Source organism: Microbispora sp. NPDC049633 (genome assembly GCF_040675265.1).
GTDB lineage: Bacteria > Actinomycetota > Actinomycetes > Streptosporangiales > Streptosporangiaceae > Microbispora > Microbispora maris.
The window spans coordinates 12,667-31,300 of sequence record NZ_JBFAOO010000087.1 but is presented as its reverse complement, the minus strand read 5'-3'; the positions used below and the strand labels follow the sequence as shown (position 1 = coordinate 31,300).

At 69.7% G+C, this 18,634-nt stretch carries 10 protein-coding genes and 1 pseudogene; 4 read left to right on the top strand and 7 right to left on the bottom strand.

Annotation, left to right across the window (positions count from 1 at the left end; translation table 11 throughout):
• Together AB0J39_RS22360 and AB0J39_RS22355 are read right to left on the bottom strand one after the other, a co-directional pair.
• A pseudogene (locus AB0J39_RS22360) lies at positions 1-864 on the bottom strand (DNA-directed RNA polymerase subunit beta); the annotation flags it as partial.
• A gap of 492 nt (positions 865-1,356) precedes the next feature.
• On the bottom strand, positions 1,357-4,299 hold the full coding sequence (locus tag AB0J39_RS22355; RefSeq protein WP_363467791.1) for an immunoglobulin-like domain-containing protein: 2,943 nt from the start codon (positions 4,297-4,299) through the stop codon (positions 1,357-1,359).
• A gap of 745 nt (positions 4,300-5,044) precedes the next feature.
• Between AB0J39_RS22355 and AB0J39_RS22350 the strand changes: the two genes are divergently transcribed.
• Positions 5,045-5,968 carry a hypothetical protein gene (locus AB0J39_RS22350; protein ID WP_363467789.1) on the top strand — a complete coding sequence of 308 codons (924 nt, stop codon included), beginning with the start codon at positions 5,045-5,047 and terminating at the stop codon, positions 5,966-5,968.
• An 86-nt stretch (positions 5,969-6,054) separates the two neighbouring features.
• Here the strand turns inward: AB0J39_RS22350 and AB0J39_RS22345 are convergent, their stop codons facing one another.
• The 3 genes from AB0J39_RS22345 to AB0J39_RS22335 form a co-directional block, all read right to left on the bottom strand.
• Complete coding sequence (locus AB0J39_RS22345; protein ID WP_363467787.1) at positions 6,055-6,630, bottom strand: hypothetical protein; 576 nt, start codon at positions 6,628-6,630, stop codon at positions 6,055-6,057.
• Positions 6,631-6,960: 330 nt separating this feature from the next.
• On the bottom strand, positions 6,961-9,633 hold the full coding sequence (locus AB0J39_RS22340) for a DUF6493 family protein (RefSeq protein WP_363467785.1): 2,673 nt from the start codon (positions 9,631-9,633) through the stop codon (positions 6,961-6,963).
• A complete protein-coding gene (locus tag AB0J39_RS22335; protein ID WP_363467782.1) occupies positions 9,630-10,985 on the bottom strand; it encodes an SWIM zinc finger family protein in 1,356 nt (451 codons plus the stop codon). The genes AB0J39_RS22340 and AB0J39_RS22335 overlap by 4 nt, the downstream gene beginning before the upstream one ends.
• Before the next feature lie 416 nt (positions 10,986-11,401).
• On the opposite strand from AB0J39_RS22335, the gene AB0J39_RS22330 reads away from it, so the two are divergent.
• Positions 11,402-14,437: a Tn3 family transposase gene (locus AB0J39_RS22330; protein WP_363467779.1), complete on the top strand. Its 3,036-nt coding sequence runs from the start codon at positions 11,402-11,404 to the stop codon at positions 14,435-14,437.
• 366 nt (positions 14,438-14,803) lie between these two features.
• Here the strand turns inward: AB0J39_RS22330 and AB0J39_RS22325 are convergent, their stop codons facing one another.
• Together AB0J39_RS22325 and AB0J39_RS22320 are read right to left on the bottom strand one after the other, a co-directional pair.
• A complete protein-coding gene (locus AB0J39_RS22325; RefSeq protein WP_363467777.1) occupies positions 14,804-15,175 on the bottom strand; it encodes a beta/gamma crystallin domain-containing protein in 372 nt (123 codons plus the stop codon).
• Between the two features lie 163 nt (positions 15,176-15,338).
• Complete coding sequence (locus AB0J39_RS22320; protein WP_363467775.1) at positions 15,339-16,037, bottom strand: SDR family NAD(P)-dependent oxidoreductase; 699 nt, start codon at positions 16,035-16,037, stop codon at positions 15,339-15,341.
• Positions 16,038-16,286: 249 nt separating this feature from the next.
• Here AB0J39_RS22320 and AB0J39_RS22315 point away from each other — a divergent pair, with 249 nt between their 5' ends.
• Positions 16,287-17,186, top strand: coding sequence for a helix-turn-helix transcriptional regulator (locus tag AB0J39_RS22315; protein ID WP_363467773.1), 900 nt, complete (start codon positions 16,287-16,289; stop codon positions 17,184-17,186).
• A gap of 508 nt (positions 17,187-17,694) precedes the next feature.
• On the top strand, positions 17,695-18,621 hold the full coding sequence (locus AB0J39_RS22310) for a recombinase family protein (protein WP_363467771.1): 927 nt from the start codon (positions 17,695-17,697) through the stop codon (positions 18,619-18,621).
• Positions 18,622-18,634: the final 13 nt, after the last annotated feature.

Sequence of the window (18,634 nt, the reverse complement as noted above, 5' to 3'; positions counted from 1 at the left end):
GCGCTTCGGGTTGAAGTACAGGTTCTCCAGCAACGCCTGCGCCGACTCCTTGGTCGGCGGCTCACCCGGACGCAGCTTGCGGTAGATGTCCAGCAGCGCATCGTCCTGGCCGGAGGTGTGGTCCTTCTCCAGGGTCGCCCGCATCGACTCGTACTGGCCGAAACGCTCCAGGATCTGGTCGTTGGTCCAGCCGAGCGCCTTCAGCAGCACGGTGACCGGCTGCTTGCGCTTGCGGTCGACGCGCACGCCGACGCTGTCCCGCTTGTCGATCTCGAACTCCAGCCAGGCACCCCTGGAGGGGATGACCTTGCACCCGTAGAGGTCCTTGTCGGAGGTCTTGTCGGGATTCCGCTCGAAGTACACCCCGGGCGACCGGACGAGCTGGGAGACCACGACACGCTCGGTGCCGTTGACGATGAACGTGCCCTTCGACGTCATGAGCGGGAAGTCGCCCATGAACACCGTCTGGCTCTTGATCTCACCTGTGGTGTTGTTGATGAACTCCGCCGTGACGAACATCGGGGCGGAGTAGGTCATGTCCTTGTCTTTGCACTCATCGACTGAGTACTTGGGCGGCTCGAACCTGTGGTCCCGGAACGACAGGGACATGGTTCCGGAGAAGTCCTCGATGGGACTGATCTCCTCGAAGATCTCTTCGAGACCTGATTGGGGCGGAATGTCCTTGCGCCCGGCCTGGCGAGCCGCCTCGACCCGGCCCTTCCATCTCTCGTTCCCCACCAGCCAGTCGAAGGACTCGGTCTGCAGGGCGAGGAGGTCGGGCACTTCGAGCGGCTCCCGGATGCGCGAGAAGGAGACGCGGCGGGGACCGGCGGGTACGGCGGAGGCGTTGCGCGAGGCTGCCAACAGATGTCCTTCCGGGGGATGGCGGACTGACGACACGCGCGCCGAACGACATCACAGCCGAAACGAAGGAGTGGGATGCCGAGGGCGAGCACGATGGAAGGGCAGCATAAACCAAAAGGCAAACGAAAGTCCATCAATATCGAGCCAGTCAACCTCTATCCCGCAATCAGAATTCCACGCCGGTGAGGAATTCGTCAAGCCGCACTCGTGATTTCGCTCGCGATCGAATCCGCCGTCTCGACGCCGCCCCGGCATCGGCGCTCAGGGCGCCGTCGAGGCGCTGCGCCGGATCGAGGGCGACGGCCAGGCTCGCACCGGCTCGAAGCTGTGCAGGCGAATGAGCCCATGGCGCCCTTCAGCTCTGCGGCCGTCGGCGGCCGGCCCACCGGCGTCGCGGCCGGGTTCCGAAGTGCCCCACGACAACTGGGCGGGCCGACGAGGATGAGCTCGCCGACCCGCCCAGGCAGCGGAAATGCACCGTGGCCGGTTAGGTTAGGCGCAGTTGATCGCGGTGTAGGAGGGGTTGTAGGTCGAGGTGACCTGCCGGCCATCGATCGTCGCGGTCGCCGTCACGGTCGCACTGCCCGTGGCGATCTGCCCGGCCCTGGTGCTGAAGGACTGGTAGGCCTGCTTGCCTTGGGCGACGTCGGCCACGGCCTTCGAACCGTATGGGGTGGTCAGCGTCACGTTCGCCGGCACGGCGGCGTTGTTGACCGCGGTCACGGCCACGTACGCCGTGGTGCCCACGCAGCGGGCGGTGGCGGTCACGGTCAGCGCGAGCTCCGGAGCGGCCGGCACCGTGAATGACGCCGCAGCTTCCGACGCCTTCAGGTAGTCGAAGCCGAGGTACTCGGCCTTGACCGTCCGGGTGCCGGCAGGCAGACCCGCCGGCAGCGTGACCGTGGCCGCGCCGTCCTCCAGGTAGGCGAGCTTCGACCACGAGCCGACGCTGAACCGCACCTGACCGCCGGTCTCGAAACCGTCGGCCGCCTTGACCGTGGCGGTGGCCGTGGTCGTCTCGGCCCCGCTCGCGTACGGCTCGACAGCCACCTCAGCGGTGGTCGTGACGTCGCTGTTCGGGATCTTGCGGATGTCGTTCCACTCGCGGAGGGTGATCGGGGTCACGGTGCCGTGACGCGGACGGGCGACGCCCGCGTTGGTCATCGTGATCGCCTTGGCGTTCCAGGTCGGAGCCTCGATGTCGGCGTGGCACGCGGCCTGGTATCCACCACCGTTCGTGTACCGGTCACCCCAGAGGTAGAACTGGCCGGGGCAGGAGGTGTCACCAGGGTTGGCCTTGAAGATGATCGGCCCCTCGTATCCCTGGTTGGCGACCCACGTCGTGCGCCCCAGAGCCGGAGCGACCAACGTCCAGTTGTTGATGTTGCTGTCCAGGAAGTCGGTGTGCTTCTCCGAGAAGATGTCCGAGCCCTGGTTGCCGGCCTCGTTCTTGGTCACGCGGTAGTAGTGGTCACCGACCCGGATCGCGGTCGTGTCGATCCGCGACAGAGGGGCCGGGTTCTGCCAGACCTTGGGAGCGGAGAACGTCTGGAAGTCGCGCGTCGTGGCGTACCACATCTGCGCGTTGCCCTGACCGGTGCGGTTCACGGGGTCGTTCCACAGCGACTGTGCCCAGAACACGACGTAGGCGCCGATCTCCTCGACCCACAGCGACTCGGGTGCGAAGGCGTTGCCCGCGTTGTCGGGCGCGACTTTCACGTGCCGCTGTGGAGTCCAATGCACGAGGTCGTGCGACTCGAACACCTCGATGTACTGGGTGTCGTTGATGGCGTATCCGCCCTGGTCGTACCAGTTCAGGTCGGTGGCGATCATGTAGAACGTGTCGCCGTCGGGTGAGCGGACGATGTGCGGGTCACGAAGGCCCTGGTCGCCCAGCTGGGAGATGAGCGACGGCCGGCCTCCGGTCAGACCGGTCCAGTCCAGAGCGGTGTTTCCGTTGGACGTCGCGAACATGATCTGCTCGCCGTCGGCGATCCCCTCGCCCTTGAAGTACCCCAGGAAGTACCGCTCGTACTCCTCGGAACGGGGCTTGGCGGTGATGGTCACCGGGAACGACTTCGTCTTCGAGGCCGAGCCCTTGGTGATGGTCGCCGTCAGGACGGCCTCGACATCCGCACGGCCGAAGGCCGGGCGGGTCACCTCACCCTTCGGGGTGACGAGTTCGGTGCTCGACTTCCAGGTGATCGTGGATCCGAACTCGCCGGTTGCCGGAAGGTCGATGTTTCCGCGCACGTCGTCGGTGGCGTACAGGGACAGGTCGAACGTGTCCCGGTCGACCGCCTGCGCGTCGTCGAACTCGGCCTTCACCACGACGGGGATCTCCCGTGTGGTGACCTCCTGGGCGCCCTTGCGGACGGTCGCCGTGAGCGTGGCCTTCGCGTCGGGCTGCCCCTTCGCGGGTCGGGTGATCTTGCCGGTCACCGCGACCTTGCGTGCGCTGGGGAGGGCCGGCGGGGTGTAGACCTCGACGACCGACGGGTCCGAACTCGTCCACGTGATGGCCGAGCCCGCCACTGAGCCCACCTTGGGCAGAACGATGTCGTGCACGATCGCGCTGGTCAGGCCGAGGTCGATGGCGGCGGCGTCGGCGCGGACGCCGTCGGAGACGGTCTTCTTCGCCAGGGCGAGTGTCTCGTCGAGGCTCACTGCCCGGTCGTAGACCCGGAAGTCCCGGAGCGTTCCGCGGAATGAGTAGTGGCCCGACGTCTGCGAGCGAGCGAGGAAGTTGCAGTTGGTCCCCGCGGCGTTCACCGACGGCGGCGTGGTCAGGTTCGTCGACGTCGCGTGCAGCACGCCGTCGAGGTAAAGCGTGCCGGTCCAGCTCGTGCCGTTCGCGTTCAGTGACTGGGTGTAGGTGACGTGCGTCCACGCCCCCTCGGGCATGCGGACCCGGTTCTGCTGGAGGTTCGCCGAACCCACCGCGACGCGGAACCGCTGGGTGTTCGACGCGAAGATGGAGCCCTGGGCGCCGGTGTCGACGTCGCACGAGCCGGACTTCGCGCCGAAGCTCCACATCTGGTGCTCGCCGACGTTCGCCGGGTCGATCCACACGTCATAGTCGACGGTGAGGTTCGACATGCCGGCGGTGAGATTGTTCGGCAGCGCCACGTACGCACCGTCGAGGGCGCTTTCGTAGGAGTCGGGGTTGAACCTGACTCCATCGCCGGTCAAGGTCGCCTTCTCCGGATGCACGAGCATGGCGTTCGCCGCCGAGCCCGCGCTACCCGAGTTGACCAGCGTCGTCCCACCGGTCTCGTCGAGGGCGAAGTGGTGCACCAGGCCCTCGTTCAGCGTCTCCTCGGCAGCCTGCGAGGGCGTCGCCGCGAACGTGACCGAGATAAGCGCACCCAGTGCCAGGCCCGCGACACCTCTACCCTTGCGACTCAGCCTGTGACGCGACCTTTGCTGTCGCATTCTCAATTGATCCTCCTCGATCCGCTCGCTGTGGACACGTGGGGCACGGCCCGGTCAGGGGCGGGGCCGGACCCACGCGCGGGACAGGCGAAGCCCGACAGGGTGGTCAGCGTGTCGGCAAGGCCCGGCAGAATCAGGCCTCGTTGAGCGCTCGGACGAGACGAGGGCAGCACAGACAAAGGTTCACCTCGCTGTGAGATGTGGGGGGACGGCGTGAACTGGGGTGGATGTGGCTATATGTCGCAGGTGTCCGGGTCTTGAATGCAGACCTTAACCTTCAGCCTCAGTGAAAGATAGCGCTAACATGAGTAAACTTTGTCAGAGGGCCGATGAAAGCTACGTGAGGCCTGGATAAAGCTCGCACCCGATGCTGGTTGCCGGCTTCCTGCTGCTCACCGCATAACCGCTTGAGCCGACGCGGCCGGCTGGAGCGACGAGTGGAGCGGCCGTCTGGGCGTGGCCTCGGAGACCGCGACCTCGGCCTCGCCGGACCGCGAAGTACGCCTCGCCCGGGAATCCGGGGATGGGGTCGCCGACAACAAGCCCGGCGCTTCCCTGCTCGTACGCCAGGTCACCTTGGCCTGGCCGCCACCGGGCACGTTGGCAATGACACCCGAAAACGGACTCTGACCCTGATTTCGCGCGTTGACCCGCCTCACTCGGCGAGGAGGACGCGTTCGCGTCCGTACCCGCCCGTTATCCCATTGAAGGGGTTGCCGTTCCAGGGCGTGACTTGAGGAGGGCCGTGGGGAAACCGTCTGATTCCGATTCCGACACCCCGAGAAGACACCACAGCGCGGTACTGGATGAACCCTCCAGGCCGGTGGCGCGTCCCTTGGACATGCAGAGATCGCGTTTGATCATCATCGCTGTGCTCGCGTCGTTGTGCGCCTGCGGCCAGTCTGGTGCTGGTCCGGTACTCACTGTGGCCGGGACCGAGACGATCGTGTTGCCGCGGGCCGACCAGCCGAAAGTGCATCGGCCCACCTTGGAGCGGCTCAAGCGAGAGGCGGCGTCGTCGGGCCGGCCCTTGGAGGAGGTCGTCAAGCGGTACGCGACCCGGGTGGCTGCTACCTCGTCGCCCAAGCCGACGGACTTCGAGGGTTACGACCCTGCGGTGACCGATCCGGACGTGGTGATCGACGGCATTCCCTACGCCGAGCTGGCCGATCTCGGGGCCATCGCCGAATCGGAGGGCATCTCCTACGAGGAGGCCATCGACCGCTTCGGCTCACAGTCGGCCGACAGCCGGGTGATCGACAGTCTTGCTGCGGAGTTCCCCGAGGAGATCTCCGGCGTCCGATACGTCGACGACCAGCGGGGGCTGCGCGTCGGCTTCAAGGGCGCCATCCCGACTCGCGCGATCGAGCTGGCCAGAACCCTCCCCATGGAGGTCACCCTCATCGGAGGCAAGGGATTCTCGGCCGCGGAGCTCCGACGGGCCCAGGACACGGTCGTCTCCTGGCTCCGATCCCGTCCTGAGGTGGCCACGCTGATGGCGCACCCGGATGACGAGACCGGCCACGTCACGGTCACAGTTCAGCCGAAGGTGATGCCGGACGACGCGGAGGAGTTCAAGCGTGGGCTTCACCTCCCGCAGCCGGACAATCCGCGCATCACCGTCGAGGTCACGCTCTCCGCCGAATCGATCGCCGTTCGCCCGCAGTGAGAGTCACCGAAGCCCTTGACGATGGATGCGAGACCTGCGCGGAGCCACTCCCCGCCGGGCAGGATGAGCGAACCTCACCCGCGGGCTCATGCCGTCTCCTCCCCTGCGGTGATCAGCGCATGGAGGCGCCGGGCCTGTTTGACGAAGGCGCTGCCGCCGGTCCGCTGCGCGACCGCGGCCAGCCGTGGGATCCATAGGCGGACGCCGGTGAGGGAGGCGGCGGTCGGGGCGACGATGAGCAGGTCGGTCGTGCCGGTGCGGGGTCGCTCCCCCGCTTCGGGGAGGAGCTCGGTGAGCATGCGTGCGACGGCGTCCCAGACCTGGGCATGCGCACCGGCCGCAAGGGCGTCCGCGAGCGCGGTGACAGCGCGGCCGAGCCTGGCCATGTCCGCCGCCACGAGCACGGACAGGAATCCTCCGAGGTCGCCACCGTTCAGGTCGCCGTGGGCGGCGTGGACCAGCAGCGCGTCGACCGCGATGCCCCGCGCGCCGTCGTCCTCACAGGCAAGGCCGTGGGCGAGTGCGGCGGCGGTCACCGCGCCGAGCGGCCCCTGGCCGCAGGCCAGCCGGTACAGCGGTGCCAGGTCGGCCCGGCGGGATCTGATCAGCGGGGGCAGTCGCGGCAGGATCCAGGCGGTGATCACCTCCCGGTGGGACGGCATGAGCAGGGGCCACCAGCCAATCGTCTGGGAGGCGGTGTTCACCGCATTCGGGGCGGGTCAGCCAATATGAGACTTCGACCGCGTCGTCGAAACAGGCCGCGCCGGCCACACGCAGCGCGGGCGCCTGCGGGTCATGCGGCGGGCCGTCCCACCAGCCTCTCCCGAACCCGCCCTGTGCGGCGAACGTCCGCAGGCGCCCGGCCAGCGCGCGCCTTGCCTCGTCATCCGCGCGCTCGAGTAGATCGGCGGCGCCTTCCGCATCCGCGGCCCTGATGCGGCCCGGCAACTCGCCCGGCGGCCCGGCCCGCTTCACGATCGCGGCCCAGAAGCTCACCGGCTCACCTGCTGCTGAAGACGGCGGGCCTCCTGGACCAGCCGGCTGGATCCCCCGCGCGCCGCCACCTCGGCCAGCCCGGGAATCCCGGCACGTTCCCCGCTGAGGGTGGCTGCCTTGACCGCGACCGCGAGCAACTCCCCCAGCCCGGCACGGGGCTTGTCCCCTGTGCGCGGAAGCAGGGGCGGCAGTGCCATGAGGAGCGTGCGCCACACAGCCGTGTGCGCGCCCGCCGCGGTCGCCTCGTCCAGGGCGGCGGTGATCCGGTTGAGCTTGACCAGATCGGCGTCGACCAGCCGCGCGACGGCCTGGCCGAGATCGGCGGCGGGCAGCTGCCCGCGCGCCGTCAGGGTGACGAGGGCGTCGACGGCCGCGCTCCGCTGTGCGGGGTGCTTGTTCCCCATTCCGACGGCGAGCGCGCTCGCGGTGGCCGCTCCGACCGGGCCGTCACCGTGAACGAGCGCCGCGAGGACCTCGCCCCCGCCGCCAGAGCTGTCGATGTCGAGGGTCAGGGTCTCCAGCAGGTGGGCGGCGACGACCTCCCTGTGGGAGGGCATGACGGCCGGCCACCACACCGTCTCCCCCGCGCCGTACAGGCCCGTCGCCGGCCCCGTGCAGAGTTCGGCGACGGGCTCGGGAACACCGGCCGGCGGCGCGATCCGGACGTGCATCTCCCGCACGCTGATGTAGTGGTCCGGGCTGGTGTTCCAGTGCGCGTACGGCCGCTGCGCCGTCTCGATGCCGACGGTCACCTCGGGGTCGGGCAGCCCACCCCGCCGCAGCCAATCCGCCAGCGTGCGACCCGCCCGCGAGGTCAGCCCTTCGGCTCGTACGGCGGCCCTCGGGTCGATCTCGCGCGGCAGCCGCAGCAGCGCCTGGTGGAAGTCGGCCTGAAGCGGCTCGGCACCCTCCATCCGCTCCAGCCGCTCCATCCGCTCGATCAGCGTCTCCGCGTCGACATGGCCGGTGGGGGACGTCGGTGCGGCCAGCAGCACCGGCACGCTGCGGCCCGCCTCCAGCATCTCCATGACTTCCCGCAGCCGGCGCTGCACCAGCAACTGGATCGGCGAGTCATAGTCAGGCCGGCCACGCCTGTAGTCCGCCAGCAGAGCCGACAGCTTCCTGCTGTCGGCGGGCGCGACGACCGCCAGCGCGCAACGGCTCATCAGCGCGTGCGTGCTCCGATCGAAGCCGCTCATGCCGTACACGTAAACGGTCGGGTCGAACGGCTGCCGCCAGCGCTTGTGCCACCACGGCCGCAGCGCCTGTGCCACGGCGTCCCGGTCGCGGTGGGTCAGCTCGACCAGCGCGGCGAGTATGCGCTCGAACCGCGGCGGCCCGTCCGGCCACCGCAGCGCCTCCAGTTCCCAGGCCAGGTCCTCCGACGAGGTGAGCAGGGGCGGCAGGGCGGGCAGCGGGTTCACCGCCAGGGTGGCCGGGGTTACCGTCGGCGGCTCGGCGGCCTCCACCGCACCGGCGACCGCCGCGATCTTCTCGCGCAGGTCGGCGGGAAGCCGGCAGGCCGCCGTACGGACCATGTCCAGGGCCGGGCGGGAGGCGTGCGGAGCGAACTTGACCGCCAGCCGCACAGCCCGGTCCCGCAGCGCGGGAGTGTCCTGGCCGAACACGGCCGCCAGCGCCGGCAGCACACCGTCGGCCCTGGACGGCGCCGCGCCGGCGATCCAGCGCAACGCGGCCGTGACGTACTTCTTCTCCGGCCGGAACGCCAGCGCCGCGACCGCCTCGGCGAACGGCTCGTCACCCAGCAGGCCCGCCTCGTCGAGCCGGCCCAGCTCCTCCAGCGCGAGCTGGACGAACGGCGACGCGGCCGACGGCAGCAGCCGGACGAACTCGACGGCGGGAATCTCCCCCGGCTCGGGCCGCAGACCACGCCACAGGGTCACGAACGGGGCGATCTCGCCAGCCTCCCCGCCCGCCAGGAACCGTTCCACACACCCGCTGACGAGCACCTGCCGCGGCACCCGGCCCTGCCCCGCGAGCGTGACCAGCGCGGCCACGACACCCCTGTCGTCGTTCCATCCGACGTCCCAGGTCAACGCCTGGGCGGCGCCTCCGGCGCGGAACGCCCGGGGCAGCAGGTGCCCGAGCAGCGCATCCCCGGCGAGCGCGTCGGGCGTGCCCTGGTTCATCCAGTGCCGCCTGACCAGCCGCCACAACCATCCGGCGGTGAACGCGTCGTTGTCCGGTGGCTCGATGCCGGTCTCCAGCACCAGGCCCGCGGCCAGATCCCATCCCGGCACACCGTTTGCCATCAGCCCTGACGCGGACCCCGACGGCGGCCGCAACCGCTGCACCAGGCGAACGGCCAGATCCTCACGCCATGCGGCCGGCCGGTCCCCGATCAGGGCCAGGATCCGGGCGGCGTCGGCCTCGGGCTCGCGCACCCAGCGCAGGTCCCGCCGGTTCAGCCACGCCGCGACCTGCGCGGCCCCCCTCAGGCAGGCCGCCCCCGCGATTCGGAACGCGTCCGTCCGGTCCTGCACCCAGCGCTGGCCCTCCCACCCCTTGGCCAGCCGCTCGGACAGATATCCGGGCAGCCGATCGGCGACCGCCCGCCGGCCGTGCTCGTCGAGCGTCACCAGGAACGGCGCCAGCTTCCCGGCGTCGCCCGCGTCGATGCGGGCGGTCACCTCCGTCCAGGGACTCATCGCGTGCCGTCCTTCGGGTCCGTCTGGGCCTGGTCGCGCACCTGCTGGGCCGCCAGCACGTGCTTGCACGGGCCGCGGCTGCCCCGGAAGTCGGCGTACCAGGGGCACGTGCAGACCGGGCCGCCCGGGGTCAGCCGCACCCGCCGCTCCCCCACCACCGCGGTGTCGGGAGCGGTGAACCGGACGGCCCCTCGCCTCACCAGGTCCCGGGCCGCCTTCAGCCGGGGATTCATCGCCGCCACCCGGCCCGGGTCGTAGGGCAGCTCCCGATGGAAGTGCGCCGCCTCGGCCACGTCGTAGCCGACCCGGCCCGCCGTACCGAGCTGGGTCAGCGCGGCGCGGACCCGGTCCCTGGGCAGCCCGCACCGTTCCGCCAGCAGATCGGCGTCCAGGCGCGGCTCGAACGCCAGCATCGCACCGACCAGGTCGGCGTCCTCCTCCGCGTGCGCGGTGGCCAGGTCGTCCAGCACCGCGCCCTCCCCCGAAAATCCCCTACGCGGCTCCGGCGACAGGGTCAACACGTAGCGCATGCCGGGCAGCTCCAGCTCCCAGGCGCTCGCGACCGCAAGCCCGTGCGCCGGGACGGCCGGGCCGTACACCCGCAGCCCGTCGGCGAAGCGCAGCAGAGGCAGCAGGGTGGCCAGCCGATCGGGGCCGGGCAGGCAGATCGCGCCCGCCGCAGGACGGGCCGACAGCCGCAGCGACCGGCCGGCGGGCACCGCCCACAGCACCCCGCGCCTGGGCAGCGACCGCAGGAATCGCACCGCCTCCGGCCCGGTCAACTCCGCGCGCAGGTCGAACCCGGAGGCGATGACCTGCACCTCGGCGAAGCCCCGCACCCACCGCGTCGGCAGCGGCACCTTCTTCTCCACCACCGCGCCGTCGAGCGTGGTGGCCACCAGTTCCTCGGCGCCGACCCGCAGGTGCAGAGGGTCGTTCCCGCCGACCCGGACCAGCGCCCGCCGCAGCGGGTCGTTGACGTCCACGTTGGTGGTGCCGAGCTCGACGACCTCGCCGTCGAGCGCCTGCTGCAGGACATCCAGCCGGGCGTAGACGCCGCCGCAGGCGGAGAAGGACTCGAAGCGCAATCGGTCACCGTTGCACGTCACCACCGGATCACGAACGATCCCGGTGGGCCGGGCGTCGTAGTAGCGGGCCCTGGCCACGTCGGCGACCCCGAGCAGCCCGGCCGCCGCCGGCGCCGCCCGGGTCAGCAGGCCGCTGAAGAACGCGGGGTGGCAGGCAGGCCCGCTGGGGGTCACGCCCCCGGAGGTGGACAGGTCGAGCTGACCTGAGGACAGGTCGAGCCCGGAGGAACGCGCATAGGAGTACGCCAGCACCGCATCAGCCATGGCCCGGGACGCTACAGATCATGACCGACATTCCGCCGATGTACTGCGGGGGCTTGCCGTCGATCATCGCCGCGTACGCGGCCAGGCGATCATGCCGGGCCTTACGAGGCCGTCCCGGCCGGCGTGGGCCATACACGTCGTCGGCTCGGCACAATTGCTGACGTGCGAGTCGGATTGATCGGGCCGTTCGAGGTCCGGAACGATGATGGGGCCGTGGTGGAGGTTCCGGGATTCGGCTGCGTGCACTGCTCGCCGCGCTCGCCCTCGAACCCGGCCGGAGCTGGTCGCCCAGCTGACCGAACTGGTCGCCGCGTACCCGCTCCGGGAGGGGTTCATGGGGTGCCGGTAAGAACCGTGTCATGAGCCCCAAACAGCGTTGATCTTGTTGTGATTTGGCTGGTCGATGCTGGGCGGCTATGACGCACCCCCCGATGCACATCGACGAGCTGGTCGAGCACTGGACGGTCCTGGACGAGGAACGTGAGCTGATCGCCGGGAAGCGAGGCGCCACCCGGCTCGGCTTCGCGATCTTGCTGAAATTCTATACGCGGCACGTGCGGTTCCCGCGAGGGCGTTCGGAGCTGGCCGACGAGGTCGTGGAGCATGTGGCCAAGCAGGTCCAGGTGCCCGCCTCGGAGTTCGGCTTCTACGAGTGGTCTGGTTCCACGATCGAGTACCACCGGGGGCAGATCCGGACGCACCTGGGGTTTCGGGTCTGCTCGACTGCGGACGCGGACAAGGTCACGGTGTGGCTGGCCGAGAACGTCGCCCACGCCGAGCGTCGGCCCGAGCGGGTTCGGGAGGAGCTGCTCAAGCATCTGCGTCAGGAGCGGATCGAGCCGCCGACCATGGGGCGGATCTCGCGGATTGCGGCCTCGGCCCTGCACAGCGCGGAGGTCACCTGGTCGGTGCGGATCGCCTCTCAGTTGAGTGGGGATACCACCAGGCGCATCTACGCCCTGGTTGGCATCGACAAGGAGAGCGAGGACCAGAACGACGAGGACGGGGAAGAGACGGCGCCGAGTGAGGCGGCGGAGGATGAGGACGGCGGTTCTTCGGGACTGCTGGCGCTGATCAAGTCGGCTCCGGGGAATGTGAGTCTGGAGTCGATGATGACCGAGATCCGCAAGCTGGAGGCAGTGCGGTCGATTGGGTTGCCGCCGGGGTTGTTCGCCGATGTGGCGCCGAAGGTGCTGGCGGCCTGGCGGACGCGGGCGGCGGTGGAGGCTCCGTCGCACATGCGCACGCATCCGCGTGAGCTGACGGTGCTGTTGTTGGCGGCGCTGGTCTGCGAGCGGGAGCGGGAGATCACCGACACGCTGGTGGAGTTGCTGATCGCGACCGTGCATCGGATCAAGGCGCGTGCCGACAGCAAGGTGACCAAGGAGCTGATCAACGCGTTCAAGCGGGTGACCGGCAAGGAGAACATCCTGTTCCAGGTCGCCGACGCCGCGCTCGGGCATCCCGACGATCCGGTCCGCGCGGTCATCTTCCCGGCGGTGACCGGTGGTGAGCAGACGCTGAAGGACTTGGTGTACGAGTTCAAGACCAAGGGCCCGGCCTACCGCACCACGGTGCAGACCACGCTGCGCGCCTCCTACACCAACCACTACCGGCGCGGGTTGATCGCGTTGCTGGACGCCTTGGAGTTCAAGAGCAACAACACCGCCTACCAGCCGGTGATCGAGGCGTTGGAGCTGGTCAAGCGGTATGCCAAGGCGGGCAACACCACCTACTACCCGCGCGGCGAGCGGGTGCCTGAGCATCGCGGCACCGCCGGGGCCTGGGAGGACCTGGTGTTCAAGCGCGACAAGCGCGGCCGCCGGCGGGTGGTGCGGATGGTGTACGAGATCGTCACCTTCCAGGCGCTGCGCGAGGCACTGCGGTGCAAGGAGATCTGGGTGGTCGGCGCGGGCTCCTTCCGCGACCCGGAGGAGGACCTGCCCGCCGATTTCGCCGCCCGTCGCGTGACCAACTACGCCGAGCTGCGCAAGCCGCTGGACCCGGCGGTGTTCATCGCCGAGTTGAAAGCCGAGATGCGCGCCGAGCTGGAGGCGCTGGACACCGCGCTGCCCACGCTGGACTGGGTGGAGATCAAGGACCGCAAGTCCGGTGCGATCAAGCTGACGAAGATCGGCCCGGCAGAGGAGCCGCGGAACCTACGCAAGATCAAGAACGAGGTGGGACGCCGCTGGGGTTCGGTGCCGCTGATCGACATGCTCAAGGAGGCGGTGCTGCGCACCGGCTGCCTGAACGCAGTCACCTCGGTGGCGGGCACCTCTAGCCTGGCGCCGGAGGTGTTGGCCGAGCGGCTGATGCTGGCGATCTTCGGGTACGGCACCAACACCGGGATCCGGGCGGTCGCCGCCGGCGGGCACGCCCACAGCGAGGACGACATCCGCTACGTGCGGCGTCGCTACCTGACCCCGCAGGTCGCCGCGGACATCGCGATCGCCATCGCGAACGCGACCTTCACCGCCCGCGACACCGCGCTGTGGGGCGAGGCGACCACCACCGTCGCCTCCGACTCCACGCACGTGCGCGCCTACGACCAGAACGTCTTCACCGAGTGGCACTCCCGGTACGGGGGCCGCGGCATCCTCATCTACTGGCACATCGAGCGCGGGTCGATGGTCGTGCACTCCCAGACCCTGCGCGCCTCGGCCTCGGAAGTCCACGCGATGATCGAGGGCGCGGTCCGGCACGGCACCACCATGAAGGTCGAGGGCAACTACGTCGACTCCCACGGCCAGACCGAGATCGGCTTTGGCGTGACCCGGCTGCTGGGGTTCGACCTGCTGCCGCGCATCAAGCAGATCAACAAGGTCAAGCTCTACCGCGTCGAGACCGGCGAAAGCGACCGGTTCCCGCGGCTGACACCGGCGATGACCCGGCCGATCCGCTGGGAGCTCATCGAGCAGAACTACGGCCAGATGATCAAGTACGCGACCGCGATCAAACAGCGCACCGCCTCCACTGAGGCGATCCTGCGCCGGTTCACCGAGTCCGCCTCCCACCCGGTCTACCAGGCCATGCTGGAGGTCGGCCGCGCGCAGAAGACCATCTTCGTCGCCCGCTACCTGCGCCTGCGCGAACTCCAGCGCGAGATCCAGGAAGGGCTGAACGTGGTGGAGGCCTCCAACGGCGCCAACTCGGTCATCCTCTACGGGAAGGGCGGCGACATCGCCACCAACCGGCGCGAGGAACTGGAGATGACCGTGCTGTGCCTGCGCATCCTGCAGGCCGCTCTCGTCTACATCAACACCCTGATGCTGCAAGACGTCCTGGCCGACCCCGAGTGGGTCAAGCTGCTCAAGCCCGCCGACCGGCGCGGCCTGACGCCCTTGTTCTGGCAGCACGTCCAGCCCTACGGCGAGGTGCGGCTGGATGTGGCCAAGCGCCTGCCGCTCGGCGGGCAGGAGCAGACCGGGCGGGCGCCCGCCTCCCAGTAACGCCGAGATCGACAGAAGACGGCCCGTACCGGGCCGGGCGGATGCCAGCATCGACACCATGAACTGGTGGCGACGCAAGCCCTCCCGGCCCACCGACAGCGACCCCGACCTCGCCGACATCCGCCGCGACCTGGTGTGGAAGTTCGGCGAGGACATCGCTTACGCGATCTGGCTGACCGGCAAGGATCAGACGCCGGCCCGCACCCCGACCTGGGACACGCTGGTTTCGTCCGCGTTGATGTCAGTGGCGGTAACGCGAACTCGCGACCTCAATGTGGGAGCCCGGCTTTCCCGGGGCTGTGCCCCGGGGCCTTGCCGGCCGGAGCGGCGATCGGGCAGGACCGCCGCCCCGATATCGCCGGCAGTTCAGACGATCCTGATCCCCTGGATGCGGACCCCACCGGGATGGTTCGGCCAGGTGAACACGGTCCACTGCGGGATCGGCTGAGCCGGCTGCCACCTTCCGTCCCCGTACCACTGGACGCGGTTGTTACCGGTAGAGATCCGGGTGACCCACCAGATGTTCAGGGCGTACATATCCTCTCCGGCGTTGGCGTAACAGTAGTCGGTCGACGAGCTGCCGGTTGCGTGGATTGTGGCGCGCACGAGGTCGGTCCGGCCGGCGCACGGGACCTCATTGATCGCGTACGCCGCCGTCGGGAGGGCGACGGTAAGTGAGGCCGTCACCGCGACGGACGCCAGAGTGGCCACGGCCGCGCGTTTGGTGATGCGTTTCATGGACTTCTCCTTTGCAGTGAGATTCATGCGGTGGAACTGGAGCCGGACTATCCGCAGGCGTGACCAGGAGATCTCTGGCCGCCTGCCGGGGTGGCTGTCTCGCTTCCGATGCGAACATCACGGCTCACGACCGGCTGCGATGCCACCGGGTGTCAGATCTGCCTCAGACGGGCTGGCCGACCGGCCGGATGGTCAGGGTGTTGAGGTCGACGTCGGCCGGTTGGCCGAGGGCGAAGCAGATGGCCTCGGCGACGGGCTCGGGGGACAGGGCGAAGGGCGGGACGCCGCCTTGCCAGAAGGCGGTGTCGGTCATGCCGGGGTTGACGAGCGTGACGCCGACGCCGCGGCTGGTGGCGTACATCCGCAGGTTCTCGGCCATGCCGGTGACGGCCCATTTGGTGGCGGAGTAGAGGTTGGCGGGGCTGTTCTTCAGGCCGGCGACGCTGCCGATGAGCACCAGCCGCCCGCCCGTGGTCTCGAGGTGAGGCAGGGCGGCGTTGGCCAGCAGGGCGGGGCCGAGGACGTTGGTGAGGACCATGGGCGCCCACAGTTCCGGGTCGCCGTCGGCGATGGTGCGCGGGTGGTCGGCGGGGATGAAGCCGGCGTTGGCCACCGCGGCGTGCAGGCCGCCGAAGTGTGCCACGGTGCGGGTCACGGCGGCGTGGGTGGCCGGCCAGTCGGCGGCGTCGGCGATAATGCCGAGCAGCCGGTCGGGGTGGCCGGTCTCGTCGAGGAAGGACTTGAGTTTGGTCTCGTCGCGGCCGGTGACGGCCACGCGGTGGCCGCGGTCGAGGAGCAGTCGTGCGGTGTGGGCGCCGATGCCGCTGGTCGCGCCGGTGATCAGTACGGTCTTGCCGGTCATGGTCATACTCCCGGGTGCTGGAGGTCCTGGTGGTGCATCACAGGAGGGCGTCGACGGTGGTGGGCGGCCCGATCACCACGACAAAAGCTGGTCGGACAGGGTCCATCTCCGTGTCGCAGGTCGCGTTCGATTCGCTGATCCCAGGAAACCCGCCTGGCCGGGCGCGAGACAGAGCGCATTTATAGGGGGGATAAGCTCAACCCCCTTACCGTCGGCGCCTGCGCGAACCCTGCGGTTACCGTGGGGGGCATGGACGACCGGCCCGACCACCGTGCCCAGATCCGGGACTTCCTCGCCATCCGGCGCGCGAAGCTCACCCCGGAGCAGGTCGGGCTGCCCACCGGCGGTCGGCGCCGGGTCCCCGGGCTGCGCCGCGAGGAGGTCGCGGTGCTGGCCGGTGTGAGCACCGAGTGGTACACCCGGCTGGAGAAGGGCCACATCAGCGGCGTATCGGAAGAGGTACTCGACGCGGTCGCCCAGGCCCTTCGCCTGGACCAGGACGAACGCACCTACTTGTTCGACCTGGCCCACGCCGCCCGGCCCGCCCGCCGCGCACCTTCGCGCCGCAAGGACGTCCAGGTCCCGCCGCGCGTCCAGTGGCTGCTGGACTCCATGACGATGTCGGCGGCGTTCGTACGCAACGGCCGCCAGGACCTCGTCACCCACAATGCACTGGCCCGGGCCCTACTCGCGCCGGTCTTCGACAGCCCTGCCACCACACGGCACGGCCGCGCCAACCTCGCCCGCTACATCTTCCTCGACCCGGGCTCCCAGCGGTTCTTCGTCGACTGGGACGCGGCCACCGCCGTCAGCGCCGCGCTGCTGCGCGCCGAGGCCGGACGCGAGCCCCACGACCGGGCGCTACGCGACCTCGTCGGCGAGCTGTCCACGCTCAGCACCGCGTTTCGCGGCCAGTGGGCCGCCCACGACGTGCGCATCCGCCACGCCGGCGGCAAGCGGCTGCGGCACCCGCAGGTCGGCGACCTGGAGCTGACCTACCAGTCCCTCGACCTGCCCATCTCCAGCCGGACAGTGTACGACCTCACCATCTACACCGCGGAACCGGGCAGCACCTCCGAAGAGCGGCTCAAGCTCCTGACCAGCCTGGCAGCCACCCAGCCGGCACACCCCACCAGCCAGCCGCGTTGAAGCGCGCCGACCTGCTCACGGCCTGCAGCTCGGGCACCTATAGCTACGGCGAGCCGCTACGCTGACCGGGCCCCACGGACAGGCATTGAACGAACATCACCACGACCTGAACACGCGTTCACCCCAGCATGCCAGCCAACGTGCCTTCACGTGCCTGGCAAGATCACATCTCCCTGCCCTGCGAAAAGATGCGAACAACCCCAGATAGCCACGGCGACGCCTGTCATCATCGAGGTCCAGGTGTGCTTCGAGAAACGATCTCCCAGGGGGCGGCACGACGAGAGCGTGATCCCCGCCGTGCCATGCCGATGGCGAGCGGGGGCGCAATCGACCGACTACGCCCCCTCACTCGATCCAATCAGAACCCAGCGCCCGACCTGCCGAAACCGGGCGCCGATCCAAGCAGATCCGATCTTCACTTCCGCCCCTCCTTTTCGCCCCCTAAAGTGGCCATCAGAGCCCGCCGGACACCTCCCGGGCCACCTGCGGGGAAGGAACCTGATCGGGCATGGCCGACCGCGTCTACCTGCGGCACTCCACCGACAAGCAGACCGACGCCCGCCAGCGGCACGCCCTGGCCGCGCTGATCGCCTCCGGCGCCCCCGTCTACGACGACCCCGCCACCTCCAGCCGCCAGCTCTCCCTGGACCGGGTGGGGTTCACCAAGCTGCTGCACGAGGCCGCAGTCGGCGACACCATCCGCATCGCCGATGCCGCCCGCCTGTTCCGCTCGGTCGCCGACATCCTCGCCCTGCGCCCCGTGCTGATCCGCCGCGGCCTGCACCTGCGGGTGGAGTCGGGGCTGCTGGCGGGGATCGACCTGGCCGCCGACGATCCCGGCACCAAGATGATGGTCAACGTCCTGGCCTCGGTGCTGGAGTTCCAGCGCGACATGATCAGCGAGAACACCCGCCAGGGCGTCGCCGCCGCCGAGGCCTCCGGCAAGACCCTCGGCCGCCCAACAGCGCTTGCCCCAGACAAGGCCGCCGAGGTCGTCACCGCCTACTCCGAAGGCGCCGCCGTCAAGGCCCTGGCCCGCGAGCATCACGTCGCGCCCAAGACCATCCGCCGCGTCCTGGACGCCGCCCACGCCCGCCGACTCCCCGACCAGCTCGACGCGCTCCCCGTTCCCGAGGAGCCGTCCGGCCCCGCCGCGGACACGCCCGTGACGCTCGACCTGCCCGGCCTGCTCGCCGACCACCTGCGGGCCGCCGGCGACGACACCATCCGCCAGGCGCTCATCTGGGGGCGGATCATCCGCCGTGGCAAGGGCTACTCCATCCGCCTCACCATGCCGCTCGAACTCCACCACGCCGCGCTGCAACAGAGCGCAGCCCTCGCCGCCGAGGGCGCCGGGCCGGCCGAACGCAAGGCCTACCGGGTGTACGCCACCCGCATCACAGCTGCTCAACAGCAGAGGACGCCCGGCAACTAACCACGCCGCTTCG

Excerpts from the sequence above, each read along its gene's own strand:
- AB0J39_RS22330 (WP_363467779.1), top strand. The coding sequence starts at position 11,402 with ATGACGCACCCCCCGATGCACATCGACGAGCTGGTCGAGCACTGGACG.
- AB0J39_RS22325 (WP_363467777.1), bottom strand. The coding sequence starts at position 15,175 with ATGAAACGCATCACCAAACGCGCGGCCGTGGCCACTCTGGCGTCCGTC.
- AB0J39_RS22355 (WP_363467791.1), bottom strand. The coding sequence starts at position 4,299 with ATGCGACAGCAAAGGTCGCGTCACAGGCTGAGTCGCAAGGGTAGAGGT.
- AB0J39_RS22340 (WP_363467785.1), bottom strand. The coding sequence starts at position 9,633 with ATGAGTCCCTGGACGGAGGTGACCGCCCGCATCGACGCGGGCGACGCC.
- AB0J39_RS22315 (WP_363467773.1), top strand. The coding sequence starts at position 16,287 with ATGGACGACCGGCCCGACCACCGTGCCCAGATCCGGGACTTCCTCGCC.
- AB0J39_RS22310 (WP_363467771.1), top strand. The coding sequence starts at position 17,695 with ATGGCCGACCGCGTCTACCTGCGGCACTCCACCGACAAGCAGACCGAC.
- AB0J39_RS22320 (WP_363467775.1), bottom strand. The coding sequence starts at position 16,037 with ATGACCGGCAAGACCGTACTGATCACCGGCGCGACCAGCGGCATCGGC.
- AB0J39_RS22335 (WP_363467782.1), bottom strand. The coding sequence starts at position 10,985 with ATGGCTGATGCGGTGCTGGCGTACTCCTATGCGCGTTCCTCCGGGCTC.
- AB0J39_RS22345 (WP_363467787.1), bottom strand. The coding sequence starts at position 6,630 with ATGCCGTCCCACCGGGAGGTGATCACCGCCTGGATCCTGCCGCGACTG.